The sequence below is a fragment of the Mangrovicella endophytica genome (assembly GCF_002893625.1).
Classification (GTDB): Bacteria; Pseudomonadota; Alphaproteobacteria; order Rhizobiales; family Rhizobiaceae; genus Mangrovicella; species Mangrovicella endophytica.
Genome location: NZ_PKMZ01000001.1, coordinates 135,089 through 160,523 on the forward strand (window position 1 = coordinate 135,089; position 25,435 = coordinate 160,523).

Sequence of the window (25,435 nt, forward strand, 5' to 3'; positions counted from 1 at the left end):
AGCCCTCTTCGGTGTGGTCATGACCGGCGCAGCCGCCCGTGCTGATGAAAGCGAGGCGGCGGTGGCGACGATCGCCGTGGAACCGTCGGAGTCTGGTATCCGCCTCACTGGCCGCGCTGTTGGGCTGGCCGCCGTCGAGGTCGACGCGCGCTTGACGATCGAGCGCGTTGGCGCAGGTGGGCGGACATCCACCACGCAGGGCGGAGTGTTCAAGCTGGTGAAGGGCCAGAGCGTCGATGTCGCGACAGTTGGTCTGTCGATGGCAGCGGGCGACCACCTGTCGGCGAGGCTCGTCCTCGCCGCCAACGGCCGTCCGGTCGCGTCGAGCACCGTCGAGACGGGCCTCCAGCAGGCACAGTGAACAGCGTGGCGTGAGCGGTCCGGCTCATCCCAAGCCAGTATCGACCAAAAGTCCGCTTCGCCGTGGGGATGGTGAAGCAAGAGGGATGGGAAAAGAATGCCTCGGCGAATGAAGATGATCGGGCTCACCTTCGCAGCCGTCATGGGTGCCATGACGGGCGCGAGCGCGCAGAGTGAAGGCGACTTCGTGGCGGCGTTTTCCGGCCACTGGCAGAGCCTTGATCCGGCTTTCTCCAATGGCGGCGCCTGCCGCATCTCGCTCGAGGGCAAGAAGACGGGCGCCACCTATGCGCTGTCGTCTGAGCATTGCGGCGGCGAGCTGTCGGGTGTGAGGGCTTGGGGAATCGTCAACAACCAGTTGGCGCTGCTCGGCGCCGGAGACACGGTGCTGGCGCGCATGGGCGGTAACCAGGTCCGCATGAGCGGTGATACGGCCGGCGGTAAGGCGCTCGTTTTCGAGCGCGTCCAGTCGAACGCTGCGGCGGCTGCGCCGGTCGAGGCGGCACCGGATGCGAAAGGTTGTGTGTATTACGGCTACACCGCCACCTGCGCCAAGCCGGCCGACTTCGCGGCACCCGCGCCGGCGGCCAACGGAGAGCTCGCGCGCGCTTCCGTGCTGATCCAGGTGAACGCTCGTGCGGAGGCTCGACCCGATGCACCCGTGGTCTCCACCATTCCCGCCGACACGTGCGTGGTGATCGACCAGTGCACTACCGCATCGGACGGGCTCTGGTGCCGGGCGAAGGTTGCGGACTATTCCGGTTGGATCCGCCAGAAGGCGCTTCGTCAGGGCCGTTGGCCGGTGCTGACCTTCACGAAGAGCTGCCCCAGCGCGAACTGAGCAAGCCGTATAGTGCGTCGGCGGCCCGCAGCCGCGTGCCGTCGGCACAGCATACTTTTTTGCATCAATGCCCACAGGCGGATGTTGCCGACGGCCTTGCCGCCACTTGCGCCGTCGCATGCGGGGATCTTGGATGCGGCCGGCCGTCAGACTTGGCTGCCGGCGACGTCTTCGATCCAGATGGAGCCGGTCTTCGCCGGCTGCGTCGGCAGGACGTGGTATTTACCGGCCAGGCGAGCTGCTGTGCGGATCCTGCTGGAGCGGCGTCGGCGTCAGAGGAGCAGCCTCGAGCGGGGCTGTGGATGAGGTCCTCGACGCGCCGGATGTCGGGTCGATTGGCGTCGGCGCCTCCGCCTGTTCGCCCTCATCAAGCGGCTCTGCTTCCGGCGGTGCCACGATCGTGCCGCAGGACGCTATCTGCTGACTGGGCTCGTCGGCCGCAGTCGTAGCCTCATCATCGGCCGCGGGCGGTGTGCAGGTCTCGACCCCATCTTGAAGTTGCTGCGCAGCAGCAGGCTGCAGATGCGCTCCTGGCGTCCAGATTGGAGCCGCAGCGATAATGGCAGCGCCCGCGAAAAGCAGGCCTATGTGTCTGAGCGTGGACATCATCTGACTTCCGTTCGCAGCGACGTCAGTGTCGACTTGCCGCTGACTGTCCATAACTGTCAGAGCACCTCAAGGTTCATCCTGAAGACGGAATGATGCCGTTCGACGCCGCCCGGGGTCAGGTCGTCTGATCCGATGTTGACGTCCCGACTGTGGCGAGATCCAAGAGATGCACGTCCAGCCGCTTCTGTCGGAGAACCGCGCCCGTGCCTCCGTGTTTCGCGCCCGGCGAAAGATGGGCTCGGGGCCGCCCGGTAATCCGTCCGGCCGATGGAAGAACCGGCCAGTCGCGTCAGCCGTCTACACATGTGTTAACGCGCCAACTTTTTTGTGAGCTATCCTTATGGCTGCGCCGACTGTCTCGGCGAACCGCGAAGGGCGCCAAGATGACACCTCCTCCCGCGAGTGCGCAGTCGCTCTTCCTCCGGCGACTGCAGCGCAACTCGATCCTCACGACTGACGAGCAGCAGGCGGTTCTCAAGCTCGATGGGGTCGTTCTCCAGGTCGGTGCCAACGAGGAGATCGTCGCGCCCGAAATAATGGCGGACCATGCGATCTTGGTCTCGGCCGGCTGCCTCGGCCGCACGGACTATACGAAGAACGGTCTGCGCCAGATCACGGCACTCTACATTCCCGGCGACATGGCCGACCTTCAAACGGTAATTTCGCCGCTGACCCAGTCGGGGATCGCGGCGATCAGCGCTTCGACCGTGATCTGCATTCCTCACAGGTCGCTGCGGAGCCTCGGCGCAGATCTGCCGAATGTCGGCTTGGCATTCTGGCGAGACACGACGGTCGACACCGCGATCCTTGCCAAATGGGTCGCCAATATAGGCCGCAAGCCAGCGCTTTCGCGCGTCGCGCATCTCCTGTGCGAGATGGGTCTGAGAATGGAGCGAGTCGGCCTCGGCGATCGGCAGAACTATCTTCTGCAGATCACGCAGGAGCAGCTTGGTGACGCGATGGGACTAACGTCGGTTCACGTCAACCGCATGTTGCAGCAGCTGCGCGCCAATGCGTTAATCACGACGCACGGGCACATGATCCTCATCCCGGATGGGACCGTCTCACCTCTCTTGCCGAGTTCACGCCGAGCTTCCTGTCGAGCAGCAAGCCAGAGGCTGAGGCTTACCCGCACTGATTTCGTAACCAGACCTCCAGCGCCTCATCCCGTCGTGCTGCCCCTCAGGAGAGCGGCGCGGCGCGACGGCTCCGAAGGGCTGCATGATCGGCTCGGCCGCCGCCTGTTTGGCATCCTTGCCTGATGCTGAGCTCCTCAAGCGCCGCCCGCAGACGTGACGGAGTTTCAGATGCGCAGCTAGGCCTCTGTCCACCGGCGGGCATGGAGGTCCTTTGCCACGACGAGGCGTGGCGAAGGCGCGGTGAAGGCTCGGTGCGGAGTGCCAGGGGGAGCCGCAGGGCAGCCCGAGCGGCTGCCAGACGTTATTGTCGGTGGCAGGATCATCGGTGCGGATGGTCAGCTCCAGCCGAGCTTGTCGGGCCGGCTGGGCTCCCATCGGATGCGAAGATGCCGAGGTCGGCACCTCCCGTGCCGGAGCGCCTGGAGGCGGCCCGCCACGGAAGAGTTCATGTCTCGCTCAGTCAGGCCGCCGCAGCGACGATCTTGGTGTCGTTCTGCCGGTAGCGGAACTTGACGTCGGTCAGGCCCGCCGCATCCGACAGGGTGGCCGCCAGGAGCTGCGGCGCGAAGATGTCGGCAAGGCCCTGCATGACCCGGTTCTCGAAGGCGGGCACCCGGATCACCGTCAACGTGTCTCCATCGGTGATCGCCGCATCCGAGGTCACCAGCAGAGACGGACAGCCGATCGCCTCCAGGTTGCGGGCGAGCTCGACCTCGCGTCCGCGGCCGAAGAGAACGACGCCGGTGGTCTCGTCCATCGATTCCATCGGCCCGTGGAGATAGTGCCGCGTTTCATAGGCCGAAGCGGGAATGCGCGCGGCCTCCCGGATGAGGAGCGAGGCGCCGTCGGCGGTGCCGAGCGCCGAGCCGGTACCGACGCAGTCGATGGCGCGGCGCTTGGCGAACAGCTTGTCGAGGCGGCCCATCTTCTCGCCCGCGGCGGCCAGCACCGAGCTGGCGAGGCCAGGCACGCCGGACCAGTCCTCCGACACGCCCGTGATCGCGTCGCAAACGAGGCCGGCAGCAAGGAGCGTCGCCGTGTATCCGGTGCTGGACGGCGTTGCGTCCGACCCGTTGGCGAGGCGAACGTGATGCGTCGCCGCTTCTGCCAGCGGGCTTGCCGGATCGTTGGTGATGGCGATGCTGCGCGCCTTCGGCAGGCGGCGAAGGGCCTCCACGGTCTCGACGCTGCGGCCACGGTGCGACAGGGCGACCACCGTGTCGGCGAGGTCGAGCCCGTCCATCATCTCGCCGGAGCGGATCGCGAAAGCCCGCTTGCCGCGCCGCTGAAGCTCGCCGGCCACGACAACGGCTGCCGCGAAGCTCGCCCCGATGCCGGTCACTGCGATCAGTCCATTGCCGAGAGCGGAAAGGTTCTGGCCGGCGATCTCATCCTGGGCGGCCTTCAGGCTGTCGGCCAGGGATTCAGTCTGACGGGCGATGGTGGATCTGTAGCTCATCCGTTTGCCTTTGCTGCCATGTCGATGAAGGCCGCAGGCGCCTTATGCCCCGCGAGCCCGAGAGCGGCCCGCCTGCGGGCCAGGAAGCAGGCGCCCTCGACGGGGGCGCCCGCGAAAAGTCGCGCGGCGACGCGGCCTTGGCAGGCTGCCTCCAGACCGCGAGAAAAGGCTTTCCAGAGGCTCGGTTGCGCGACGATCACGCTGCCGCCGGCGACCACCGTATCGGCGCGGACACCGCGTGCCTCTAAACTCGCCACGAGGTCGGCGAGCGCTCGTCCCCCGTCCTCGACGACCTTTGCCGCGAGCGCCGAGCCTTCGCGCTCGGCCTCGAAGACGAGCCGGGCATGGGCGCCGAGCGCTGCGGCCGAGCCGATCTGCGCGAGCCGGCTGCCGATACGGGCGGGAGAGGGAATCTCCAGCGCCGCAAAGAGGCGGCGGGCAAGCGGATCATCCTCCGAGCCGCCCCGGTCGAGGTGGTGTGCGACGGCTCGTGCTGCCTCGCGCACCAGGCTCGCGGCGCTTCCCTCGTCGCCGATGATCCAGCCCCATCCGCCCGCGACATGCATCTGCCCGGCGCTGTCCCGGCAGACGGCAATGGAGCCGGTGCCCGCCACGAGGCCTATGGCATGTTCCAGGCCGAGCGCTGCCGGCATGAGCTCGGCGTCGTTGACCACCTGAACCGGACAGGCGCTGACCGGCAGGAATGCCGCTTCGAAGGCCTCGCATTCGGCGCCGTCGTCGCAGCCATGCGCGCCCACCGCGATCGCGGCGACAGGGTCGCCGGCGGCAAGCTCGGTGACGAGGCCGATCAAAGCCGTCGCGTCGAACGCCCAGTCGCGCTTGCGCCAGTCCTGGCTCGGCAGGACGCGGTCACGCCGGCCCTCCGGCCCTTCCAACCGCAGATGCGTCTTGGTCCCGCCGATGTCGATGCCGACGATACGGGCCGGAAACACCGGTCCGGAAGCGGTCATGGCGTCCTCAATGCGCATGGGCCGACCGGATGCGGTGTCCCGAGGGATCGAAGAGGAGGAAACGACCGGGATCAAGCCGGGCACGGCAGGTCTTGCCGCCGCTGTAGCGCATGCCGTCGCTGCGCACGATCAGGCGCTCGCCACCGGGCATGTCGGCATGGATGTAGGTGACGTCGCCGAGCTCCTCCACGAAGGCGACGTCGGCGGAGATGTCGTTCGGCCCGGCCTCGTCCGTGGGGGCGAGGCGCACATGCTCCGGGCGGATGCCGATCTCCACTGAAGACACCGCGGGGTCGAAGCCGCGGAATGGAAGCTCGAGCGCGGTCGAAGTGCCGGCGATGTCGGAGAGGGTTACGCGCTCCGGGCGAACGTCACCGACGCGGGCCTTCAGGAAGTTCATCTTGGGGCTGCCGATGAAGCCGGCGACGAACCGGTTGTCGGGATCGTCGTAGAGATCGAGCGGACGTCCGAACTGCTGGACGATGCCGCCGTTCATCACGACCATCTTGTCGGCGAGCGTCATGGCCTCGACCTGGTCGTGGGTGACGTAGATCATCGTCGCGCCGAGCCGGCGATGGAGGTCGATCAGCTCGGCGCGCATCCGGACGCGCAACTCCGCATCGAGGTTGGACAGAGGCTCGTCGAAGAGGAAGACCTTCGGCTGGCGCACGATCGCGCGGCCGATGGCCACGCGCTGCTTCTGGCCGCCCGAAAGCTGTGAGGGACGACGTTCGAGGAGCGCATCCAGGCGCAGGATCGAGGCGGCCTTGGCCACCTTCTCGCGGATCGTCGGCTTGGTCTGCCGGGCCATCTTCAGGCTGAAGCCCATGTTCTCGGCAGCCGTCATATGCGGGTAGAGCGCATAGGACTGGAACACCATGGCGGTGCCGCGCTGGGCGGGATCCACATCGTTCATGATGGCGCCGTCGATCCGCAGCTGGCCGGACGTCATCGTCTCCAGACCGGAGATGATGCGCAGCAGCGTGGACTTGCCGCAGCCGGAGGGGCCGACGAAGACGACGAACTCACCGCTGTCGATGTGGAGATTGACGTCGCTGAGGACGCTCATGGGGCCGAAGGATTTGGCCAGGTTGGTGATGTCGAGTCGAGCCATCCGATGATCCTCGATTGTTCCGATCAGCCCTTGGTGCCGGACATGGCGATGCCTTCGACGATCTTGCGCTGGAAGATCAGGAAGAAGATCAGCGGGGGTACGGCAGCCAGGAGGTTCGCCGTCATCACGACGTCGACCGTATGGTGGGAGTAGGGTGCGTTGAACAAGCCGACGACCTGGCCGACCGTGTACATCTGCGCGTTCGGCGCGACGATCAGCGGCCACATGAAGTTGCCCCAGGTGCGCATGAAGGTGAGGATGGCCAGCGTCACGAGGGCGTTCTTCGCCAGCGGCATCACCACGTGCCAGTAGATCTGGAAGTGGCCGGCGCCATCGAGCCGCGCCGCCTCGATCATTTCGTGCGGGATCCCCTTCATGAACTGGACGAGGAGGAAGAGGCCGAAGGCCGAGGCCATGCCCGGCACGACGAGACCCTGCATGGTGTTGAGCCAGCCCATGTCGGCGACGAGGAGGTAGGTCGGCACGATCGTCACTGCTGTCGGCACCATCAGCGACAGCATCACGAGGCCGAAGAGCGGGCGCTTGCCGGGGAAGTCGAAGAGGGCAAATTCGAATGCCGCCATCGAGCCGACCGCCAGGACGCCGATGATGGTCAGCAGCGCATAGGCCACCGAGATGTAGTAGGCGCGCAGGTACTCAGTCTCGCGCAGGATCATCAGGATCTTCGACCAGCCGGCCTCCAGGGAGGTCGGCAGCAGCCGCGGATTGATCGAGACGGGCGTGCCCGGCTCGGCGAAGACGACGTTGATCATCCACCAGATCGGGAAGAGGATGACGACCGTCACCGAAAGGGCGATTACCCATTTCAGCACGTCCCAGTAGGTCACGGAGGCCATGCGCCGCCGGCGCGGTGTCGCGGCATCGAGGGCGAGGGTCATCGTTGCGCCTCCTTGCCGCGCAGCGCGAACATGACCGCCGTGAAGGCAACGATGATCGCTGTCAGGATGAAGCCGTAGGCGGCGGCCTGGCCGAAGCGCACGGCTCCGAAGGCGCGCCCCATCATGTCCATGACGGGGAAGAGGAGGGCGTTCTGGCGCCCGCCATACTGCGTGAAGGACGAGCCGGTCAGGAGCCAGGGGACATCGAAGACCTGCAGCGCCGAGATGAAGCCGTAGGTAGTCACGAAGAACAGCACCGGCGCCAGCATCGGGATGGTGACGTAGCGGATCTGCTGGAAGCGGCTCGCCCCATCGAGGCGCGCGGCCTCGTACAGATCGGTCGGGATGTTCTTCAGGCCGGCCAGCAGGATCACCATGTTGAAGCCCGCCGACACCCAGATATCGACCGCGATCAACGCGTAGAGCATCGTGCCGGTGTCGTTGAGGAAGTTGACGGAGGGGATGCCGAACCAGCCGAGCACCATGTTGATCAGGCCGAAGCTCGGCGCATACATCCAGCGCCAGATCGTGGCGGCGAGAAACGCCGGCAGCACGACAGGCAGAAAGAAGACGCTGCGGAAGACGTTCGACCAGAAGCCTGTGAAGCTGTCGACGAGGAGCGCAAGGCCGAGCGCGGTGAGGATGCCGAGCGGGACCGTGATCACGATATAGGTGGCCAGGTTCCACATGGCCCGCTCGAAATCGCGCGAGCCGAGGATGCGGGTGTAGTTGGCGAGGCCGACGAAGCGCGGGTCGCTCGCCGCGTTCCAGTCATGGAAGCTGTAGAAGAAGCCGCTCGCGATCGGGTACAGGAAGAAGACCGCAAAGAGCAGCATGAAGGGCAGCACCATCAGGTAGTGCGGCAGGTGTCTCGTAGGCATATGCCAGGACTCCGCAGGGAACGTCCGGCGACGAGGCCGCCGCCGGGTTCGCCTTTCGGTTGATCAGTTCGCGAGGCAGTCGTTCAGTTCTTCGACGAGGGCCTTGGCGCCTTCGTCCGGCGTCATGTCGCCGTCGGCAACGGCGGAGGCGTTGTCGGTGACGATCGAGCGATAGCAGTTCGGATAAGCGCCGACGAAGTAGGGCGGCATGACGTCGACGGCGTACTTCACCGCCTCGACCGAGGTCGCGACCAGCGGCAGCTTGGCGACGGCCGGCTCGGCCATGGCAGCGGCATTGGCATTATAACGCGACAGAAGTTCGGCCCAGCGCGCCATCTGGTTCTTCTCTGTGATGAAGGCGGCGAATTCGAAGGCGATGTCCTGGTTCGTGCCGGGCGCGACGCCGACGATCTCGTAGCTCTTGATGCCGCCATGGCGGCTCGCATCCATGGCCGGAACGAGCGTGAAGTCGTATTCGAGGCCGGAATCCGCCGCCGCCTGCTTGTAGGTCGGGTCCACCCAGGGACCGACGACGTGGAAGGCGAGCTGGTTGGTGATGAAGAGGTCCTTGGTGGCCTGGTCATTGCGGCTGGTGCCGCTGTTGAGCGGGGCCATGTCGACGAAGAGCTGGAGCACCTTGGCGTAAGTGGCGGGATCGATCCGCGTCTTCTTCGTCTCGAAGTCGACTCCCCAGCCCTTCACGTCGCCGACCACGGCATAGGTGCTGGCAACGGAATTGAAGACCTGGGTCTGGTCCGGCATGGCGTATTTCCCGGACTCCTTCACTTTCTGCATCTGCGCGTACCACTCCGCCCAGTCCTTCGGCGGCTGGGCCGTATCGATGCCGGCCTCGCGCAGGACCTTCAGGTTGCGGAACATGATCTCGCCGAAGCCGGTATAGGGCAGGCAGTAGAGCGTGTCCGGCTTCGGCATACAGCTTGCCAGCGCATCCTTGTCGAACTGGTCGCGGTACTCCTGCGGCATCTTCATCCACTGCGGATAGATGTTGGACAGGGCGCCGACCTCCACGAGCTGCGCGCCGACGGCAAGACCGTTCATGAAGACGTCCGGCAGGGTGCCGCTTGCCGCGCCTGCGACCTGGCCCGCGGTCAGATCGTCATCGCCGCGACCCGAAATGTTGATCGTGACATTGGGGTGCTTCTCGCGGAACTCGGAGATGAACTTCTGCTGGAGGGCGAGGGCCTCGCCCTGCGCGAAGTCGGAATAGACCCAGTATTCGAGCGTGACCGGCGCTTGCGCGGCGGCCGGCGTGGCGGCCCCGAGCGGGCCCGCGAGACACAGGAAAGCAAAGGCTGAAGTCAGGCTGGCTGCAGGACGCATAAAGGGCTCCATTGCTCGTCAACACGATCACCAAGCTTGTCCTCTCCCGGACCCGCTTATGTTAGGCATGTTAACAAACAAAATCAGGAGCGCAATATGTCAGTGCGAGGAATTCTCCGTTCTCGCGCCATCTGACATCAATCCCTCCATCGCCTGCTCCGCCGCTAGGCGCTCGATCCCGAGCACGGTCGCATCGGATCCGAGCGTGCTGCTACGGACGGTGACGGGATAGCTGAGCCGCGCGGCGAGTTCCGGAACCGTCGGCAGGAGGAGCGGGCTCGTGCCGACACCGCCGCCGAGAACGACGAGGCCCGGATCAACGACAGCCACGCAGGTGGCGACCAGGGCCCCGATATCCTCGGCGTGGCGGCGCACAGCGTCGAGTGCCTGCACATGGCCGGCCGCGGCGAGAGCGAAGAGCTCGCTCGCATCGGCCGGGGCAGCTCCGGCATCCTCGCTCCAGGCGCCGAGCACCCGCTCCATCAGCGCCTCGGTGCCGAGATAGGTCTCGATCTCTCCGGCGGCCGGTGAGAGGCCCGGCGCGAGCGGAAAGGCGATATGCCCGATCTCGCCAGCCGCCCCGTTGCGCCCGCGAACGAGACGCCCGCCCAGCATCAGGCCCATGCCAAGCTTCAGGCCGATCTGGATATAGGCGAAGTCCTCCTCGCCGCGCGCCACCCCGTAGAAGCGCTCGGCTACGGCGGCGCAGTTGACGTTGTTCTCCAGGATCAGCGGCAGGTCGGGTGGTGGCGTGAAATGGGTGAAGAGGCGATCCTGGCGGGTTGATGCCGTGTCGCCGCTGCCAGGCCGCACGACGCGGGCCGGCAGCGCGATGCCGATGGCCCTCAGCGGACCCCAGGCCGGCTCGCGCTCGGCATTCGCCGCCTCGAACTCTTCGGCGACGGCAAGGCTGATCTCCTCGTCCATGACCTTGTGGTTCGAGGGCAGCCGATAGGTGCGGCTGTGCAGCAGCCGCCGGTCGAGCGTGGACACGCGCAGCCGCACATGCGTCGAACCGGCGTCGACGGCAACGACATGGCCCGCTTCGTGACCGGCGCGATAGAGTGCCGCCTTGCGCCCGAGGCTCCCTTGCGACTCGCCGACCTTTTCGACGAAGCCGAGGCGCTCCAACTCGCCCATGGCGGCGGACATGGTGGGACGGGACAGGTCCAGCAGCGCGCCGATCTGCGGACGCGTCGCCGGGCCATCGGCAACAAGGGTTCGGAAGACCGCCTGCGCGCTTGCCGTCAGGCTCGGCCTGAGAGCCGGTGAGGGATGGTTCGACAACGCGGCTTTCATTTGTTCAGGTGTTTAACCAATATGGCGTTCGGCAGATTCGTTATCTACCACATAGGCCTTGCAGGACCGAAAGGACAGAAATGGACGCTCTCTCCTCTCTCGAGGTCGGCTACGACGTTCCCGCTGCGACAGGTGCCCGCCTCGAAGAGATCCAGACGCCGGCGCTTCTGATCGATCTCGACGCTTTCGAGCGCAACCTCGAGCGGATGCGTCGTGCCGCCGAGGCGATGGGAGTTCGGCTGCGTCCGCACGCCAAGACCCACAAGTCGGCCGACATCGCCCGCCTCCAGATCGAACGGGGAGGGGCCTGCGGCATCTCGTGCCAGAAGGTCTCCGAGGCAGAGGCACTGGTCCGCGGCGGTATCCGCGACGTCCTGGTGGCGAACGAGGTGCGTGATCCCGTGAAGCTCGACCGGCTGGCGCGGTTGGCGCTCCAGGCTCGCATCATCGTCTGCGTCGACGATGCCGGAGCTCTTCCCGACCTGTCCCGTGCCGCTTTGCAGCATGGCTCGACCATCGAGGTCCTGGTGGAGATCGACTGCGGCGCCGGGAGATGTGGGACTCAACCCGGTGAGCCGGCCCGCGATCTTGCCCTTCGCGTTGCCGCAACGCCCGGTCTCGTCTTCGCCGGCCTGCAAGCCTATCACGGTCCGGCCCAGCACATCGTCGATCCAGCCGAGCGGGCTGCTGCCATCGCGGGGGCCGTTACGCTGACGGAGCGCACGGTGGCGCTACTCGGCGAAGCGGGCCTTTCCTGTGGCATCGTCGGAGGTGCCGGCACGGGCAGTTTTCCGCTGGAAGGCCGTTCAGGCGTCTACAACGAACTGCAATGCGGCTCCTACGTCTTCATGGACGCCGATTACGAGCGCATCCGTGCCGCTGACGGCGGACGTCCCGGCGGGTTCGAGAATGCTCTTTTCGTCCTGACTTCGGTGATGAGCCGGCCGGCACCGGGCCGCGCCGTCTGCGACGCCGGCCTCAAATCGCTCTCGACCGACAGCGGTCTGCCCCGTGTCTTCGATCGCGAGGGCGTCGCCTATGTCGGGGTCTCGGACGAGCACGGAAACCTCTCGGATCCGGGCGACACCTTGCGCGTCAACGAGCGCGTCCGGCTGGTCCCCGGCCACTGCGACCCGACCTGCAACCTGCACGACTGGTACGTCTGCATCCGCGACGGCCGCGTGGAAACACTGTGGCCGGTCACCGCCAGAGGCAAGTCCTGGTAGGAGAGCGAAAGGCGGTCGAACGAGGCAGCGGTTGGCCGAAAGCGTTTGGGCGCTGCGACCTCAGCCGGAAGGCTCTAGGCGTCGGCCGTTGCTTCCTGGAAGCCGAGCAGTTTGTAGATGCGGTTGGTGTAGCCCGCGAAGGTCGTCGAAGACTTGATGCCGATGCTTCGGGGGCCGTCCAGCGCGATCGGGAAGCTGTCTGCCATGCGGGCCGGGCCGGCGGTCAGGACGGCGCAGCGCGTGCCTAGGAAAACGGCCTCCTGGATCGAGTGCGTCACGAAGACGATGGTCTTGCCGCTCTCGCCCCATATGCGCAGCATCTCGAGATTCATCTGCTCGCGCGTCAGGGCGTCCAGGGCGCCGAAGGGCTCGTCCATCAGGATCAGCTTCGGATCGTGAACGAGCGCCCTGGCGATCGCGGCGCGCTGCTGCATGCCGCCAGACAGCTGGTGCGGATACCTGTCGCCAAAACGCCCGATGCCGACCATCTCCAGAAGGTCGCGGGCGCGTTCACGCGCCGCCTTCATCGGGAGACCGATGATCTCCGCCGGCAGAAGCACGTTGTCGAGGATAGTCCGCCACTTCAGGAGCAGCGCCTGCTGGAACACCATGCCAACGTCGCGGCCAGGCTCGAAGGGGCTCACCGCCGAGCCGATCGTCACCGTGCCACCGTCGGCGGGGTGAAGGCCGGCCAGCATCTTGAGCACGGTCGTCTTGCCGCAGCCGGACGGGCCGACGAGGGAAACCATTTCGCCCTCGGCGATATCGAGCGTGACATCCGAGACGGCGAGGAACTCGCGGCCGCCCGTCCGGTAGACCTTGCGAACCCCCTGAAGGCGGATGAACGGATCCACGTTCATGCCAGCCACCGCGAGAGGTTCTGTGCGACGAAAGCGTCGTCGGACAGATCGGCGTGCTCGGCGAGGACCCGGTCGATCTCGGCCGCCTGGCCGGGGCCGAGCGTCTCGGCGGGATCAAGGCACCAGATACCGTTCAGAAGCCCCTGACGGCGCAGCACCTCGTGGCAGCCTGCGATGCAGCCTGCGAAGTCGTTGGCGACGTCGAAAAAGGCGGCGTTGCAGTCCGTCACTCGCGCGTCGAGAGCCAGGAGGTCCTCGTCGAGTGTACCTGCCCGAACGGCCGCCTGCACGCGCTCGAAGAGCGAGACGGCGCCCTTCGTCCAGACGGACCAGTGGCCAAGGAGCCCGCCCTTGAAGCGGATGCGGTGGGTGCGGCCTTCGTGGCGGATGTCGAAGGGCAGGGCGAGGTCGAGCAGGATGTGGTCGTCATTGCCCGTATAGAGTGCGATGCGCTCGGCCGCGCCGGCAGCCACGACGCCGCGCAACACGTCGAGCGTGCGGTAGCGGTTGAACGGCGCTGTCTTGATCGCCACGACGTTGTCGATCTCGGCAAAACGCTTCCAGAAGGAGGCGCCGAGCACCCGGCCGCCGACGGACGGCTGGAGATAGAAGCCGATCAGCGGAATTTCGGCCGCGAGCGCCCGGCAATGCTCGACGAGCTGGTCTTCGCTCGCATCGCGCAGCGCGGCGAGGCTGAGGAGACCGGCATGGTAGCCTAAGCGGACGGCGGCGCGCGCCTCCGCGACCGCTTGCTCTGTCGGCCCCGCGAGTCCGGCCACCATCACGAGCGGGCGTGTGGTCCACTCGGAGGCCGTCTCTGCGGCGAGCGACAGCACCGGTTCGTAGAGGCCGACGTCGCGGATCGCGAACTGGGTGGTGTGGACACCGACCGCAAGGCCGCCGGCTCCGGCGTCGAGGTAATATCGCGTCAGCGCGCGCTGTCGGCGTTCGTCGAGCTTGTATGTCGAGTCGAGAGCCAGCGGGTGTGCCGGGATCACGGTGCCTTCGGCAAGCATTCTGGCGACGGCGGGCGGCAACTCGGAACGATGCAGCGTCACTTGAGGTCTCCGACGTTGATCTCAACCATATTCCGGTCCGGCAGCGGCGAACGCGGTCTGCGCCCGGCCGGGGAGGAGGGCTCCGCCGAGCGTCATGCGGATGAAGGGCCGCTCTGCGACAAAGCCTGCGGCTTCGAACGCTCCGGTCAGGCCTGAATGGCGATCGAAAAGATCAACCAGAAGCGGCCCGTGTTCCTGCTTCAGGATCGTCGCGAGCAGCGCGCCAGCAGCGTTCTCGTCGTGCGCGCAGAACGGCCCCAGGTGGCGGGCGGTCCGGCCCGGCCGGACCAGCGCGGCCGCATCGTCCGAGTGGTAGAGGCGTGTGCCCTGACGTGCGATGAAGTCGGAGAGCAGTGCGAAGCGTTCGGCGCCGAACGCCTCCGCGTCGAGACGGCAAAGTCGTTCGAAAGCCTGGTCACCCGGTTCCGCATCGGCATGAAGCCCCGCCGGCGGGGCCTTGCGACGGAAGCGCGTCAGCCTGTCGACCGCGCGAAAGCCGAGCTGTTCATAGACTTTGGCGCCGTCCGGCGTCGCGTCGAGGCCGGCGAGCGCGCCGTGTAGCCTCGCGCGGTCCATGCAGCGTCGCATCAGGCGCGTCGCAAGACCGCGGCGGCGCATCGCCGGCGTGACGAGGACGAGACCGATCCAGGCGACCGAGCCATAGGTCATCAAGCCGCCGGTCGCGACAGCGCGGCCGTCGGCATCGCGTTCGCAGGCGACATAGCCGTTGGCCGTGAAATGACGCCAGTCCTCCGGCGTCTGGTTCCAGTGCGCCTCGCTCGAAAGCTCGACGCCCCGGCTGACCTCATCGGGCCCAAGCTCGTCAGCCTCCGTCTCAGTAGCGCCCATCGCGGACCTCGAACTTCGTCGGCTTGCCGAGGCTCGGCATGTCACGCGCCATCCAGTCGGCGGTCCACTGGATCATCCGCTCGATGTCGACGACGGGCTGCCCGAAGAGTGTCTGCGCGGCGCTCGTATCGACCAGCCAGGCGTTCGGCGCCTCGGTGCCTTCGATGATCGCTTCGCGGCCGAGCTTCTGGGCGAGCCTCATCGCAAGATCGCGCACGGCGAGAGTCTGGGGCCCGCTGACATTGATCGGCGTCGTCGGCGTCGTCGCATGCCGGAGAAGGCGGATCGCCTGCGATGCGGCGTCGCCCTGCCAGATGACGTTGACATGGCCCATGGTGACGTCGACCGGCTTGCCCGCAACGATCTTGGCGGCGATGTCGTGCAGCACGCCGTAGCGCATGTCGATCGCGTAGTTCAGGCGGAACAGCCGGCCAGGCGTCTTCAGGCGCCGCGAGAAATACTCGAACATGCGCTCGCGCCCGACGCAGGACTGCGCATATTCGCCCGGCGGGTTGATCGGGGTTTCCTCTGTCGCGCCGCCGCTCGTGACATCGACAAACGGATAGACGCAGCCGGTCGAGAAGGCGACGATGCGCGAAGCGGAAAAGGCCTGTGCGACCAGCGCCGGAACATGGGTGTTCATCGCCCATGTCAGGCTCTGGTCGCCCGAAGCGCCGAACTTCCGTCCGGCCATGAAAATGACGTTGGGCGATTTCGGAAGCGCCGCGATTGCCGCCTCGTCGAGAAGGTCGCAGGCGATCGTTTCGACGCCGATCGCCTCCAGCGCCTCTCGGCTGCCGGCTTCGGAGAAGCGAGCGACGCCGATGACGCGCCGTCCGGGAGCGGCGGCCTTTGCAAGGCCGGCCACCGTCGGGCCCATCTTCCCCGCGACGCCGAGAACCATGATGTCGCCTTCGACGGCGTCCAGATCATCCACGAGGGCTTGCGACGGCGTGCAGAGAAGGCGATCGAGATGCGCGACGTCATCGATACGATCGGGAAGCGCGGCGGGGTCCAGCGTTTGGGTGATGCTCATGAGATGCGTTCGTCCTGGACAACGACGAGGCGCTCCAGAAGCAAGACGAGCCCGTAGAGCACGACGCCGATCATGGTGAGAAGGATGACGGCCATCAGCATGGCCGCCGTGTCGAGTGAAGACTGCACCTGGATCATCAGGTAGCCGAGGCCTCGCTCGGAGGCGATGAACTCGCCCACCGTTGCTCCCGCGACAGCGAGGATCGCGCCGACCTTCATGCCGGAGAAGACGTAAGGCAGCGAGCCCGGGAGCTGGATCTTGCGGAAGAGCTGCCAGCGCGAGCCCCGCAACGACTTGACGAGGTTGAGGAGATCCGGCTCGACCTCGCGGAGGCCGCGCACCGTCGTCAGCAGGATCGGGAAGAAGCAGATCGAGAAGGCGATGACGATGTTGGGGATGATGCCGTAGCTGAACCAGACGATGAAGAGTGGCCCGAGGGCGACCTTCGGGATCATGTTCAGCGTTACGAACAACGGCATCAGGAGAACGGTGAGCAGCGGCGACCACGAGAACAGCACGGCCAGCGACACGCCGACGACGACGCCGAGCGCGTAGCCGCCGAAGATTTCGGCGGCCGTAACGAGCGAGTTCGACACCCACCCGTACTGCGCCGAGCCGAGCGTGGCGAAGGTCTCGACCGGCGAGGGAAGGATGTAGGTGGGAATGTCCAGAAACTGGCAGGCCAGCTGCCAGACGACGAGGAACCCCACGTGTATGGCGACCACGATGATCGCCTGCCGAATGCCACGCCGCCGCCGCTCGGCGGCTGCCTCGTCACGCGTTTCTTGGAAATCGATGGCCGTCATCCGGAGCCTCCGACACCCGCTGCCTCTCCTGGCAAGCGGGCCAGCAGGAGGAAGCTTGCGTCATAAGACCGGATCAGTCAACCGTTTGGTTGATAGATGCCGCGCCTAGGATGATTAGGGGCGGAGTGCATTCATGACGAGATCGACGACATGCGCCCGGCGATCCTTGATCGCCTTCGCCTGCGACAGGTCGGTATCGAAGATCGCCGACAGGGTCGGCGTATTGGAGAAGAAGAAGAAGGCCAGCCCCGCGATCGAGATGTAGAGTTGAAGCGGATCGATCCCTGCGCGAAACACGCCGGCCTCCTCGCCCTTGCGCAGCGTCTCGCGGATCAGTTCGACGAAGGGCGAGTGCATCGCCGTCAACCGGGTCGACCCCTTGATGTGCACGGCGCCGTGGCGGTTCTCGTCGGTGAGCAGGGCGACGAAATCCGGATGGTCGGCGAGGTGGTCGAACGAGGCTTCAGTGAGCTTGCGGATGGCTGCCTCGGGTGCCAGCCCCTCGAGCTCCAGCGCGTGTTCCCGAGTTCGTATCTCCTGATAGAGCCCTTCCAGAACGGTCAGGTAGAGGCCGGCCTTGTCGCCGAAATGGTGATAGACGAGCTGCTTGTTGACGCCCGCACGCGCGGCGATCTCATCCACCCGCCCGCCGGCGAGTCCCTTGGCCGCGAACTCCTGGCGCGCAGCCTCGAGAAGGGCGCGCCGCGTCGCCGAAGGATTGCGCTTCGGCCTCGACGATCCGGCCGGTCGCTCTCCTGCTTTCAAGCTCATGTACCAACCAACCAGTTGAATGGTTCTTGACGAGTTTTTCGCCTCGTTGTTAGTCTTTCATCGCCGGGTGGACAACTGAACGATACGGCCGGCCTCAGCGAGGAGGGTCGCATGCCTGCCAGGAAACATCTTCTAGCCATCGCAGCCGTCGCCGGTCTTGCTCTGCCGAGCGCAGCGGCCCATGCGCAGGAAGCGGTGACCCTCGTCCTGAACTGGACGCCGACCGCCGATCACGCCGCCTACTACTACGCGCTTCAACAAGGCTGGTACGAGAAGGCAGGTCTCAGCCTCTCGATCGAGGTCGGTCGCGGATCGGCGGTGTCCGCGCAGCAGGTCGGCGTCGGCGCCGCCCAATTCGGCGTCTCGGATCTGGCCACCGCCATGGTCGCGCGGGGCAAGGGCGCCGAGGTGACCGCCGTGATGAGTGTCTATGCCAACACGCCGCAAGGCTTCTACTGGCTGAAGAGCTCGGGCATAAACGGGCCGAAAGACTTTCCCGAGCATCGGATCGGCAATCCGCCGGGCGACGCCTCCCGCGTCATGTGGCCGGCCTTCGCTCAGGCCGCCGGCATCGAGCCGGATTCGGTCAGCTTCGTGAACGTTGCACCGCCGGCCAAGATGCCTTCGCTCAAGAGCGGCGCGGTCGAGATCATCAGCGACTTCTACAACGAACACGATCTGAAGCTGCGGGAGTTCGGCGACAACCTCGGCTATGTCGGCTGGGCCGAACTCGGGCTGAATCCCTACGGGAACTCCATCATCGTCAACAGCGACTTCCTTCAGGAGAACGAGAAGGCGGTCGCCGCATTCGTCCAAGTGAGCCAGCGCGCCTTCGCCGCCTGCGTCGAGGACGTCGAACCCTGCCTCGCAGCGCTGACGGCGGGCGCCTCCGGCCTCGACCTTCAGACGCAGCGCAATCAGTGGGAGCGCATCAAGTCCCTTATGACGGACGACTTCACGACAAAGGAGGCGCTCGGCTGGATCGATCGCCAGCGGCTCCAAGACGATTACAAGCTCGTCTCCACCTATATCGGCTTCGACAAGCCGTTCGAGATCGACACGATGTTCACCACGCGCTTCCTCGACAAGAAGGTGAAGATGGACGCCTCGAAGGTCAAGAAATAGCGCTGCCACTAGCGGCGCGCCCGAAGCAGCCGGCAAGCAGGATCCTTGCCGTAAAGCGGCATCTCCATTCGACCGCCGCGGTCCAGCGAACCCTTTGCTTTGCCAGGGCCTAGCCTGACGGTTCGCGTGAGGCGTGGCCTCTGCGCGATCGGTCTGGCCGCTGCGACTGGCGCTGCGAGGCGGCGCTAAGTCCGCAGGATCTTGTCCATCGCCCGACCTTTGGCGAGCTCGTCGATCAGCTTGTCGAGGATGCGGATCTCACGCATCGTCGGCTCCTCGATGGTCTCCACGCGCACGCCGCAGATCAGGCCGGTGACCAGCAGACGCGCCGGATTCATCGCGGGCGCATCTCGGAAGAACGCCTCGAACGTCGTCCCTCTATCCAACTGCTGGTCCAGGGTCTGCTGGCTGTGACCGGTGTGCCAGCAGATGATTTCATCAACCTCTTCCTTCGTGCGCCCCTTCTTCTGAGCCTTGGCGACGTAGTGCGGGTAGACGCTGGCGACGCTGACCGAACAGATACGATGCTTCGGCATGGCACCCTCAAGCGGAGCCAGGAATGGCTCGTTCCAGGCGAAACGGTATCACGGCCGCTGCGGAACTGAACGAGGCGTTGCGGTTCCTATATAGAAGGCAGAGCTGCGTGCCGGGATCGAGGCGCGAAAGGAGCACAGCATGAGCGTCGCGTTCGTGAAGGAGCCGAATGAAGATCAGGTGGAGGCCCTGCCGGAGCGCGACCTCGGCACTGATCCCAATTTCGTCACGGTGCGCGGTCTTGCCCTGCTGGACGCCGCGATCGAGACCTGCACGGTCCAACTGGAGGAGGCCCAGGCCGCCGGCAACAAGATCGCCGTGGCGATGATCCGACGCGACCTGCGCTACTGGCGCGCCCGACGCTCCACGGCGGAGGTGGTGGTGCCACGAGCCGACAGCGATGTCGTTCAGTTCGGCCATTCCGTCTCGATCCAGCGGCCGGATGGCCGCACCCAGGTCTACCGGATCGTCGGCATCGACGAGGCCGATCCGGCACAGGGCCAGATCTCGTATCTCTCTCCGCTGGCGCGCCAGCTTGTCGGCAGGGAAGAAGGCGACGTGATTCGTATGGGTGCAGGCGAGGCGGAGATCGTCTCGATTCTGGCGGACGGACGCGACTGAGACGCTGGCGATCGCCAGCTGATGTCGTGGCTTACACAATCGACCATCCGTCCACGATGGCAGGCGAGGGCCGCAGGGCCGATCCGCCCCGCGGCGTTCAGTTGATCGTGCAAGCTGCAGATCCGCGCGGGCGATGCTCTCGTCCGGCTGGCGCAACGGCCGTCGCCGGAACGTGGCGCAGTCCCGGTCGCAACATCTCTTAACAAGTCCAAATCTTCGGACGCTTCGGCGTCGCTAGAAATCACTCCGGCATCAACGAACCACGGCGGGATCACACCGCTTGGTCGACCCGGCCGGAGTTTTCATGTCCCTATCCCTTTCCAAGATCACCTGTCGCTACATCGTCGGGTTCGGATCTCTTCTCGGTGCGGCGGTACCGGCCGCAAAGCAGGTTCACGCAGCCGACGCCGCCATCGCCGAGACAGTCCCTGAGACGGTCTATGCAGCGCCCGAACCCTCCCGTTTCGGGCGGATCAGCCAGCGCCTTCACGAATGGGAGGTGATCGTCGGCGCCGGGGCGAAGATCGATCCGAAATACGAGGGCAGCGACGAATTCGAGGTGACGCCCGTACCCTACATCTCGGCGACCTTCGGCGATTGGCTGAGCATCGACCCCCGCGGCGTGACGGCGGAGGTTTACGAGACCGGTCCTTTCAGCTTCTCGGCGCAGCTCGGCTACGAAACCGGCCGTAGCGAAGATGATGCGGACGAGCTGGACGGCCTCGGCGACGTGGACTTCGGTGTCACGGTTGGCGGCAAGGCCGCCGCAAAGTTCGGCCCGGCGGAGGTCTTCGGGTCGGTGGAGAAGACGGTCGGCGGCAGTGACGGCCTGCTCGCCGTCGCCGGCGTCGAACTTACCCACGCCGTCACCCCTTCTCTCCTTCTCGGCGCCAAAGCCTCGGCGACCTTTGCCGACGACAAGCACATGCAAGCCTATTTCGGCATCGACGAGGGCCAGTCGGAACGCTCCGGCTATCAGAGGTTCGAGGCCGAAGCCGGCATCAAGCGTGTCGACTTCGCCGCAACGGCAACGGTGGGCGTGACCGAGAACTGGTTTGCGCGCGGGGAGGCCGGCGTCGGTCTGCTGCTCGGCGACGCCGCCGACAGTCCGGTCGTCAAGGAAGAGGTGCAGCCGTTCGGCATGGCCGTCGTCGGATACCGCTTCTGACACGGCCGCTCGTGTCGGGCGCGGCGCGTCCCCCTGCTGCGCCCGACATCGAACCCTCCAGCTCGAGGAAGTGCTCCGATGGTTTGCAGAGGACACAGGCGACGTTCACGGGCCGTCTGGCTGGCGGGCGCGGCAATTGTCTCGCTCGTTCTGTTCGCGCCGCTGCCGCCGGGCGCTGCGGCTGATGCGCCGGACGCTATCGTTCCGACGGTCAGCGTCATCCGGGCGCAGCAGGCGAGATCGCGCGAAGAATCCGCCTGACCGGCTCGCTGGTCGCCCGCCACGAGAGCCTCGTCACCGTAGACCTCGACCGAGCCGCTCGTATCAAGGAAGTGCTCGGCGAGGTCGGCGACGATGTCGCCGCGGGCGAGATACTGGCTCGCCTCGACGACGAGTCCATTCGCATCGAGCTCGATGTGAATGCGGCCAAGCTCGACCGGGCGCAGGCCGCCATCCTGCAGGCCAGAGCTCAGATTGCTGACGCCACGGTCGCACAAGAGGAGGCGATGTCCTCGCTCGCGCGAGGCCGCAAGCTGAGGGAAAAGGGCGTCGCCGCCGCCGATTCGCTGGAAAGGCTCACCTATGCCGCAAGCCGCGCGGCAACGACGCTCGACATCCAGCGGCAGAACCTCAGCCTGGCCGAAGCCGACCAGACGATCCTCTCGACCGAGCGGCGCGAGATCGAGAACCGGCGCATGCAGACCCTCGTTCGCGCCCCCGTAGCCGGCCGGATCCTGAGCCGGAGCGCAAAGGTCGGAGCTCTCGTCGAATCCGGCAGCACCGAACTGTTCTCCATCGCCGAGGCGGGCGAGATCGAGGTGGCGGCTGAGGTTCCCCAGATGGACTTCCTCAAGATTCCGGCGGGCGCCGCCGCCACCCTCGCGGTGCCGGGCCTTGAAACCCCGCTGCACGGGGTCGTTCGGCTGCTGGAGCCGGCCATGCAGGCGACCGGGCGGAACGGACGTTTGCGCCTTGCCATAACGACCGACGCCGGGAAACCCCTGCCGACCGGCGCCTTTGCCCGCGGCGAGGTCGAGGTGGAGCGCCATGGTGCCGTTCTGCTGCCGACATCGGCCGTCGAGACGAATGACGGACAGGCGGTGATCCAGATCGTGGAGAATGGCGTCGTCGCCTCCCGCGCCGCCACGATCGGCATGCGCTCGGGCGATCTCGTCGAGATCGTCTCCGGCGTTCGCGACGGGGAGACCATCGTCCTCAAGGCCGGAAACTTCCTTGCTGATGGCGACCGGATCCGCCCTGTGATGACAGCCAATGACAGCCGGACCTTGTCGGAGCCACCTCTGAAACTGGCGCTGGACGGACGGCCATGAACGCCAACATCTCAGCCTGGGCGATCCGCAATCCGGTCCCTTGCATCCTCCTCTTCGCCGTCCTGACCGGCCTCGGCCTCTTCAGCTTTCGGTCGCTGCCGATCACCTACTTCCCGACGATCAACGTGCCCGAGGTTACGATCTCGGTCGGCGACGCCGGTGTCGCGCCGTCGCAGATGGAAACCGAGGTCACTAAGCCCGTCGAGGACGCCGTCGCGGCCCTCGTCGGCGTCGAGGAGATCACCTCGTCCGTCAGCGAAGGTAAGTCCGAGACGAGCATCGAATTCGAGCTCGGAGTTCCTGTCGACCGGGCAGCGGCAGACGTCGAAAACGCCATTGCCGCCATCCGCTCCGATCTCCCCGCGACGATCGACGAGCCCGTCGTCGGACGCAAGACCGTGGAAGGCGAAGCCGTTGTCACCTACGCGGTCGCCGACCCGTCGATGACGATCGAAGAGCTGTCCTGGTTCATCGACGACGTCGTTGTCCGGCGGCTGAGCGGTCTCCGCGGCATGGGGCGGATCGATCGGGTCGGCGGCGTCGACCGGGAAATCCTCGTCAAGCTCGATCCCGACCGCCTCCAGGCCTTCGGCGCCACCGCCGCTGACGTGACCGAGGCGTTGAAGTCCAGCAACCTCGATGTGTCCGGTGGCACCAGCCGGGCCGATGGACGCGAGCGGGCGATCACCACGCTCGGGACGACCGGCTCGGTGCGCGATCTCGCCGAAATGCCGATTGCACTGGCGAATTCCTCCAGGCTGGTCCTCTCTGACCTTGGCGCGGTCACGGACGCCACGGCCGAGCCGACATCCTTCGCCACCTTGAACGGCGTCCCGGCCGTCAGCATCGCCATCTACAGCGCTCGCGGCGCCAGCGATGTGACCGTGGCGGACGAGGTAAAAGACGCTCTCCACGAGCTTGCTGCGGCAAACGGCAATCTCGCCTTCACGCTGGTCCATACCAGTGTCGACCACACGCTGGGCAATTACGACGCTGCCATGCACACGCTGGTCGAGGGCGCGGTCCTGACGATGATCGTGGTCTTCTTGTTCCTGAGGGACTGGCGGGCGACGCTGATTGCGGCGATCGCCCTGCCGCTGGCCGCGATACCGACCTTCTTCGTGATCGGCTATCTCGGCTTCTCGCTGAACATCCTCAGTCTTCTCGCCATCACGCTCGTCACCGGCATTCTCGTCGATGACGCCATTGTCGAGATCGAGAACATCGTCCGTCATGGCCAAATGGGAAAGCCGCCGTTCCGGGCAGCGCTGGACGCCTCCGACGAAATCGGCCTTGCCGTCATCGCCATCTCCGCCACGATCATCGCGGTCTTCCTGCCGGTCGGCTTCATGCCCGGCGTGGTCGGCCAGTACTTCCGGCAGTTTGGCCTCACCGTCGCGATTGCGGTGTTCTTCTCGCTGCTCGTCGCGCGGCTGATCACCCCGGTCCTTGCGGCCTACCTGATGCGCGAACCGGCCGGCACCCACGACGGCGGCGGGTGGCTCCAGCGGCCCTATATCTGGCTCCTCACGCAGACGCTGCGGGCACGCTGGCTGGTGGTCCTTGCCGCCTTCGCCCTCTTCGGTGTGTCGATCGCCGCCATGACGTCGCTGCCCAGCGGGTTCCTGCCCGACGAGGATGCCGGCAAGATTGTCGTCTCGATCGAACTGCCGGAAGGCTCGACGCTCGATGAGACGCGGCGCGCCGCTGCGCGCGTGTCCGAGCGTCTCGCAGTGGTGCCGGAGGTCAAAGCGACCTTCGTCCAGGGCGGCACGGATGCGTCTGGCCGGCGCGAGCTTCGCCGCATGGCGGTATCGCTCGACCTCGGGCGCGCGTCCGAGCGCCCCCGCAGCCTTTTCGAGATCAAGCCGCTGGTGACGGCAGCCCTCGCGGAGATTCCCGACATCCGCTTCGAGATCCTCAACAATCGCGGCGGTCGCGACGTATCGTTCTCGGTGCTCGGCCGTGATGGCGCGGCAGCCGGCAAAGCCGCCGAGCGGATCATCCGGGAGCTCGCCAGCAGCGGGCTGGCGAAAGACACCACGTCGAGCGGCAACACCAAGCGGCCCATCCTTGCCATGCGGGTGGATTCGGACCGCGCCGCCGATGCCGGCGTCTCCGCCAGGATCATCGCCGAGACCATCCGTGTCTCGACGGTCGGCGCCTCGACTAAGAACCTGCCGACCTTCATCGATGGCGTCCGCCGCATCCCGATCCGGCTGCAGCTGGCGGACGGGGCGCGCGATGATCTGACGACGCTGCGGGCGCTGTCGATCCCGACCCAGTCCGGCGGCATGGTGGCCTTGTCCCAGATCGCCGACCTCGGCTTCGCGACCGACGTTTCGATGATCGAGCGGCTTAACCGCGAGAGGCGCATCGACATCGGCTTCGACGTGCCGGCCGGCCTGTCGCCCGGCGAAGCCTTGGCCGGGGTGCAGTCGCTCGATGCGCTGACGTCGCTTCCGCCCGAGGTGCGTATTCTGGCGACCGGCGATTCCGACGATCAGGGCGAGGTGTTCGCCGCCTTCGGCATCGCCATGACCGCCGGCATCGCGCTGGTCCTCGTCGTGCTGATCCTTCTCTTCGGCAGCGCCCTGACGCCACTGACCATCCTCGTGACCCTGCCGCTCTCGATCTGCGGCGTCGTCGCGGCACTGCTCCTCACCGGCGACGCGCTGTCGCTGCCCGTGGTCATCGGCATTCTCATGCTGATGGGCATGGTGACAAAGAACGCGATCATGGTCGTCGACTTCGCGATCGAGCGCGAGGCAGACGGGTTGCCGAGGAAGGAGGCGATCATCGAGGCGGCCGGCCAGCGACTGCGGCCGATCCTGATGACGACGCTGGCGATGATCGCCGGAATGATCCCCGCTGCGATCGGAACCGGCGACGGTGGTGAGTTCCGCGAGCCGATGGCGGCGGTGGTGATTGGCGGTCTTGCCGTCTCGACCCTGCTCTCGCTGTTCGTCGTTCCCTCGCTCCATTGGCTGCTGGCCGATCTCGGGAGCGCCTGCAATCGCGTGCTGCGGCGCTTCTTCAATACGGCGGAAGCATCTCCCGTCGCTTTGCCGACGCAGGAGCACCAGACAAGCTAGTGTCACGACCGGAGAGATCGCAGCGTGGTATCGCAGATCCCG

Annotated in this window: 23 protein-coding genes; 9 read left to right on the forward strand and 14 right to left on the reverse strand. The window is 66.1% G+C overall.

Annotation, left to right across the window (positions count from 1 at the left end; genetic code table 11):
- The first annotated feature begins 19 nt into the window (after positions 1-19).
- The 3 genes from csgH to C0R46_RS00625 all read left to right on the forward strand — a co-directional run bounded on the left by csgH (position 20) and on the right by C0R46_RS00625 (position 3,072).
- Positions 20-361, forward strand: a complete 342-nt coding sequence (csgH, locus tag C0R46_RS00610; protein ID WP_157944507.1) for a curli-like amyloid fiber formation chaperone CsgH — start codon at positions 20-22, stop codon at positions 359-361.
- A 96-nt stretch (positions 362-457) separates the two neighbouring features.
- A complete protein-coding gene (locus C0R46_RS00615; RefSeq protein WP_114348360.1) occupies positions 458-1,201 on the forward strand; it encodes an SH3 domain-containing protein in 744 nt (247 codons plus the stop codon).
- 992 nt (positions 1,202-2,193) lie between these two features.
- Positions 2,194-3,072, forward strand: a complete 879-nt coding sequence (locus tag C0R46_RS00625; protein ID WP_102957653.1) for a Crp/Fnr family transcriptional regulator — start codon at positions 2,194-2,196, stop codon at positions 3,070-3,072.
- A 337-nt stretch (positions 3,073-3,409) separates the two neighbouring features.
- Here the strand turns inward: C0R46_RS00625 and C0R46_RS00630 are convergent, their stop codons facing one another.
- The 7 genes from C0R46_RS00630 to C0R46_RS00660 form a co-directional block, all read right to left on the reverse strand.
- Positions 3,410-4,408 carry an SIS domain-containing protein gene (locus C0R46_RS00630; RefSeq protein WP_102957654.1) on the reverse strand — a complete coding sequence of 333 codons (999 nt, stop codon included), beginning with the start codon at positions 4,406-4,408 and terminating at the stop codon, positions 3,410-3,412.
- Positions 4,405-5,379 carry an N-acetylglucosamine kinase gene (locus tag C0R46_RS00635; protein ID WP_102957655.1) on the reverse strand — a complete coding sequence of 325 codons (975 nt, stop codon included), beginning with the start codon at positions 5,377-5,379 and terminating at the stop codon, positions 4,405-4,407. The genes C0R46_RS00630 and C0R46_RS00635 overlap by 4 nt, the downstream gene beginning before the upstream one ends.
- 7 nt (positions 5,380-5,386) lie before the next feature.
- On the reverse strand, positions 5,387-6,493 hold the full coding sequence (locus tag C0R46_RS00640; protein ID WP_102957656.1) for an ABC transporter ATP-binding protein: 1,107 nt from the start codon (positions 6,491-6,493) through the stop codon (positions 5,387-5,389).
- Between the two features lie 23 nt (positions 6,494-6,516).
- Positions 6,517-7,392, reverse strand: coding sequence for a carbohydrate ABC transporter permease (locus C0R46_RS00645; protein WP_198598207.1), 876 nt, complete (start codon positions 7,390-7,392; stop codon positions 6,517-6,519).
- Positions 7,389-8,273: a carbohydrate ABC transporter permease gene (locus tag C0R46_RS00650; RefSeq protein ID WP_102957657.1), complete on the reverse strand. Its 885-nt coding sequence runs from the start codon at positions 8,271-8,273 to the stop codon at positions 7,389-7,391. The genes C0R46_RS00645 and C0R46_RS00650 overlap by 4 nt, the downstream gene beginning before the upstream one ends.
- A gap of 63 nt (positions 8,274-8,336) precedes the next feature.
- A complete protein-coding gene (locus C0R46_RS00655) occupies positions 8,337-9,614 on the reverse strand; it encodes an ABC transporter substrate-binding protein (RefSeq protein WP_102957658.1) in 1,278 nt (425 codons plus the stop codon).
- Positions 9,615-9,713: 99 nt separating this feature from the next.
- Positions 9,714-10,901 (reverse strand): ROK family transcriptional regulator, encoded by a 1,188-nt coding sequence (locus C0R46_RS00660; protein ID WP_245413361.1) that lies wholly within the window; start codon positions 10,899-10,901, stop codon positions 9,714-9,716.
- Between the two features lie 92 nt (positions 10,902-10,993).
- Between C0R46_RS00660 and C0R46_RS00665 the strand changes: the two genes are divergently transcribed.
- Entirely contained in the window at positions 10,994-12,139 is a 1,146-nt protein-coding gene (locus C0R46_RS00665) for a DSD1 family PLP-dependent enzyme (protein WP_102957660.1), read from the forward strand.
- A 74-nt stretch (positions 12,140-12,213) separates the two neighbouring features.
- On the opposite strand, the gene C0R46_RS00670 is transcribed toward C0R46_RS00665, so the two are convergent.
- From C0R46_RS00670 to C0R46_RS00695, 6 genes are all read right to left on the reverse strand, one after another.
- Positions 12,214-12,999, reverse strand: coding sequence for an ABC transporter ATP-binding protein (locus C0R46_RS00670; RefSeq protein WP_198598208.1), 786 nt, complete (start codon positions 12,997-12,999; stop codon positions 12,214-12,216).
- Positions 12,996-14,015 (reverse strand): dihydrodipicolinate synthase family protein, encoded by a 1,020-nt coding sequence (locus tag C0R46_RS00675; protein WP_102958541.1) that lies wholly within the window; start codon positions 14,013-14,015, stop codon positions 12,996-12,998. Before C0R46_RS00675 ends, C0R46_RS00670 begins: the two co-directional genes overlap by 4 nt.
- 63 nt (positions 14,016-14,078) lie before the next feature.
- A complete protein-coding gene (locus tag C0R46_RS00680; protein ID WP_102957662.1) occupies positions 14,079-14,906 on the reverse strand; it encodes a GNAT family N-acetyltransferase in 828 nt (275 codons plus the stop codon).
- The gene (locus C0R46_RS00685) at positions 14,893-15,942 is read right to left on the reverse strand and encodes an NAD-dependent epimerase/dehydratase family protein (protein WP_102957663.1); all 1,050 of its coding nucleotides are present in this window, start codon (positions 15,940-15,942) and stop codon (positions 14,893-14,895) included. Before C0R46_RS00685 ends, C0R46_RS00680 begins: the two co-directional genes overlap by 14 nt.
- Positions 15,939-16,748, reverse strand: a complete 810-nt coding sequence (locus tag C0R46_RS00690; protein ID WP_102957664.1) for an ABC transporter permease — start codon at positions 16,746-16,748, stop codon at positions 15,939-15,941. Before C0R46_RS00690 ends, C0R46_RS00685 begins: the two co-directional genes overlap by 4 nt.
- Positions 16,749-16,862: 114 nt before the next feature.
- Positions 16,863-17,519 carry a TetR/AcrR family transcriptional regulator gene (locus tag C0R46_RS00695; protein ID WP_102957665.1) on the reverse strand — a complete coding sequence of 219 codons (657 nt, stop codon included), beginning with the start codon at positions 17,517-17,519 and terminating at the stop codon, positions 16,863-16,865.
- Positions 17,520-17,630: 111 nt separating this feature from the next.
- Here C0R46_RS00695 and C0R46_RS00700 point away from each other — a divergent pair, with 111 nt between their 5' ends.
- Complete coding sequence (locus C0R46_RS00700; RefSeq protein ID WP_102957666.1) at positions 17,631-18,644, forward strand: ABC transporter substrate-binding protein; 1,014 nt, start codon at positions 17,631-17,633, stop codon at positions 18,642-18,644.
- A 185-nt stretch (positions 18,645-18,829) separates the two neighbouring features.
- Here C0R46_RS00700 and C0R46_RS00705 read toward each other — a convergent pair whose 3' ends face one another.
- A complete protein-coding gene (locus tag C0R46_RS00705; RefSeq protein WP_102957667.1) occupies positions 18,830-19,180 on the reverse strand; it encodes a DUF2200 domain-containing protein in 351 nt (116 codons plus the stop codon).
- Between the two features lie 139 nt (positions 19,181-19,319).
- Here C0R46_RS00705 and C0R46_RS00710 point away from each other — a divergent pair, with 139 nt between their 5' ends.
- The 4 genes from C0R46_RS00710 (at position 19,320) to C0R46_RS00730 (ending at position 25,393) form a co-directional block, all read left to right on the forward strand.
- Positions 19,320-19,799 carry a GreA/GreB family elongation factor gene (locus C0R46_RS00710; protein WP_102957668.1) on the forward strand — a complete coding sequence of 160 codons (480 nt, stop codon included), beginning with the start codon at positions 19,320-19,322 and terminating at the stop codon, positions 19,797-19,799.
- A 304-nt stretch (positions 19,800-20,103) separates the two neighbouring features.
- Positions 20,104-20,967 (forward strand): MipA/OmpV family protein, encoded by an 864-nt coding sequence (locus tag C0R46_RS00715; RefSeq protein ID WP_102957669.1) that lies wholly within the window; start codon positions 20,104-20,106, stop codon positions 20,965-20,967.
- Positions 20,968-21,299: 332 nt separating this feature from the next.
- The gene (locus C0R46_RS00725) at positions 21,300-22,298 is read left to right on the forward strand and encodes an efflux RND transporter periplasmic adaptor subunit (protein WP_157944508.1); all 999 of its coding nucleotides are present in this window, start codon (positions 21,300-21,302) and stop codon (positions 22,296-22,298) included.
- Positions 22,295-25,393 carry an efflux RND transporter permease subunit gene (locus C0R46_RS00730; protein WP_102957672.1) on the forward strand — a complete coding sequence of 1,033 codons (3,099 nt, stop codon included), beginning with the start codon at positions 22,295-22,297 and terminating at the stop codon, positions 25,391-25,393. Before C0R46_RS00725 ends, C0R46_RS00730 begins: the two co-directional genes overlap by 4 nt.
- The last annotated feature ends 42 nt before the right edge of the window (positions 25,394-25,435 follow it).

Excerpts from the sequence above, each read along its gene's own strand:
- csgH (WP_157944507.1), top strand. The coding sequence starts at position 20 with ATGACCGGCGCAGCCGCCCGTGCTGATGAAAGCGAGGCGGCGGTGGCG.
- C0R46_RS00615 (WP_114348360.1), top strand. The coding sequence starts at position 458 with ATGCCTCGGCGAATGAAGATGATCGGGCTCACCTTCGCAGCCGTCATG.
- C0R46_RS00625 (WP_102957653.1), top strand. The coding sequence starts at position 2,194 with ATGACACCTCCTCCCGCGAGTGCGCAGTCGCTCTTCCTCCGGCGACTG.
- C0R46_RS00630 (WP_102957654.1), bottom strand. The coding sequence starts at position 4,408 with ATGAGCTACAGATCCACCATCGCCCGTCAGACTGAATCCCTGGCCGAC.
- C0R46_RS00635 (WP_102957655.1), bottom strand. The coding sequence starts at position 5,379 with ATGACCGCTTCCGGACCGGTGTTTCCGGCCCGTATCGTCGGCATCGAC.
- C0R46_RS00640 (WP_102957656.1), bottom strand. The coding sequence starts at position 6,493 with ATGGCTCGACTCGACATCACCAACCTGGCCAAATCCTTCGGCCCCATG.
- C0R46_RS00645 (WP_198598207.1), bottom strand. The coding sequence starts at position 7,392 with ATGACCCTCGCCCTCGATGCCGCGACACCGCGCCGGCGGCGCATGGCC.
- C0R46_RS00650 (WP_102957657.1), bottom strand. The coding sequence starts at position 8,273 with ATGCCTACGAGACACCTGCCGCACTACCTGATGGTGCTGCCCTTCATG.
- C0R46_RS00655 (WP_102957658.1), bottom strand. The coding sequence starts at position 9,614 with ATGCGTCCTGCAGCCAGCCTGACTTCAGCCTTTGCTTTCCTGTGTCTC.
- C0R46_RS00665 (WP_102957660.1), top strand. The coding sequence starts at position 10,994 with ATGGACGCTCTCTCCTCTCTCGAGGTCGGCTACGACGTTCCCGCTGCG.
- C0R46_RS00670 (WP_198598208.1), bottom strand. The coding sequence starts at position 12,999 with ATGAACGTGGATCCGTTCATCCGCCTTCAGGGGGTTCGCAAGGTCTAC.
- C0R46_RS00675 (WP_102958541.1), bottom strand. The coding sequence starts at position 14,015 with ATGCTTGCCGAAGGCACCGTGATCCCGGCACACCCGCTGGCTCTCGAC.
- C0R46_RS00680 (WP_102957662.1), bottom strand. The coding sequence starts at position 14,906 with ATGGGCGCTACTGAGACGGAGGCTGACGAGCTTGGGCCCGATGAGGTC.
- C0R46_RS00685 (WP_102957663.1), bottom strand. The coding sequence starts at position 15,942 with ATGAGCATCACCCAAACGCTGGACCCCGCCGCGCTTCCCGATCGTATC.
- C0R46_RS00690 (WP_102957664.1), bottom strand. The coding sequence starts at position 16,748 with ATGACGGCCATCGATTTCCAAGAAACGCGTGACGAGGCAGCCGCCGAG.
- C0R46_RS00695 (WP_102957665.1), bottom strand. The coding sequence starts at position 17,519 with ATGAGCTTGAAAGCAGGAGAGCGACCGGCCGGATCGTCGAGGCCGAAG.
- C0R46_RS00700 (WP_102957666.1), top strand. The coding sequence starts at position 17,631 with ATGCCTGCCAGGAAACATCTTCTAGCCATCGCAGCCGTCGCCGGTCTT.
- C0R46_RS00705 (WP_102957667.1), bottom strand. The coding sequence starts at position 19,180 with ATGCCGAAGCATCGTATCTGTTCGGTCAGCGTCGCCAGCGTCTACCCG.
- C0R46_RS00710 (WP_102957668.1), top strand. The coding sequence starts at position 19,320 with ATGAGCGTCGCGTTCGTGAAGGAGCCGAATGAAGATCAGGTGGAGGCC.
- C0R46_RS00715 (WP_102957669.1), top strand. The coding sequence starts at position 20,104 with ATGTCCCTATCCCTTTCCAAGATCACCTGTCGCTACATCGTCGGGTTC.
- C0R46_RS00730 (WP_102957672.1), top strand. The coding sequence starts at position 22,295 with ATGAACGCCAACATCTCAGCCTGGGCGATCCGCAATCCGGTCCCTTGC.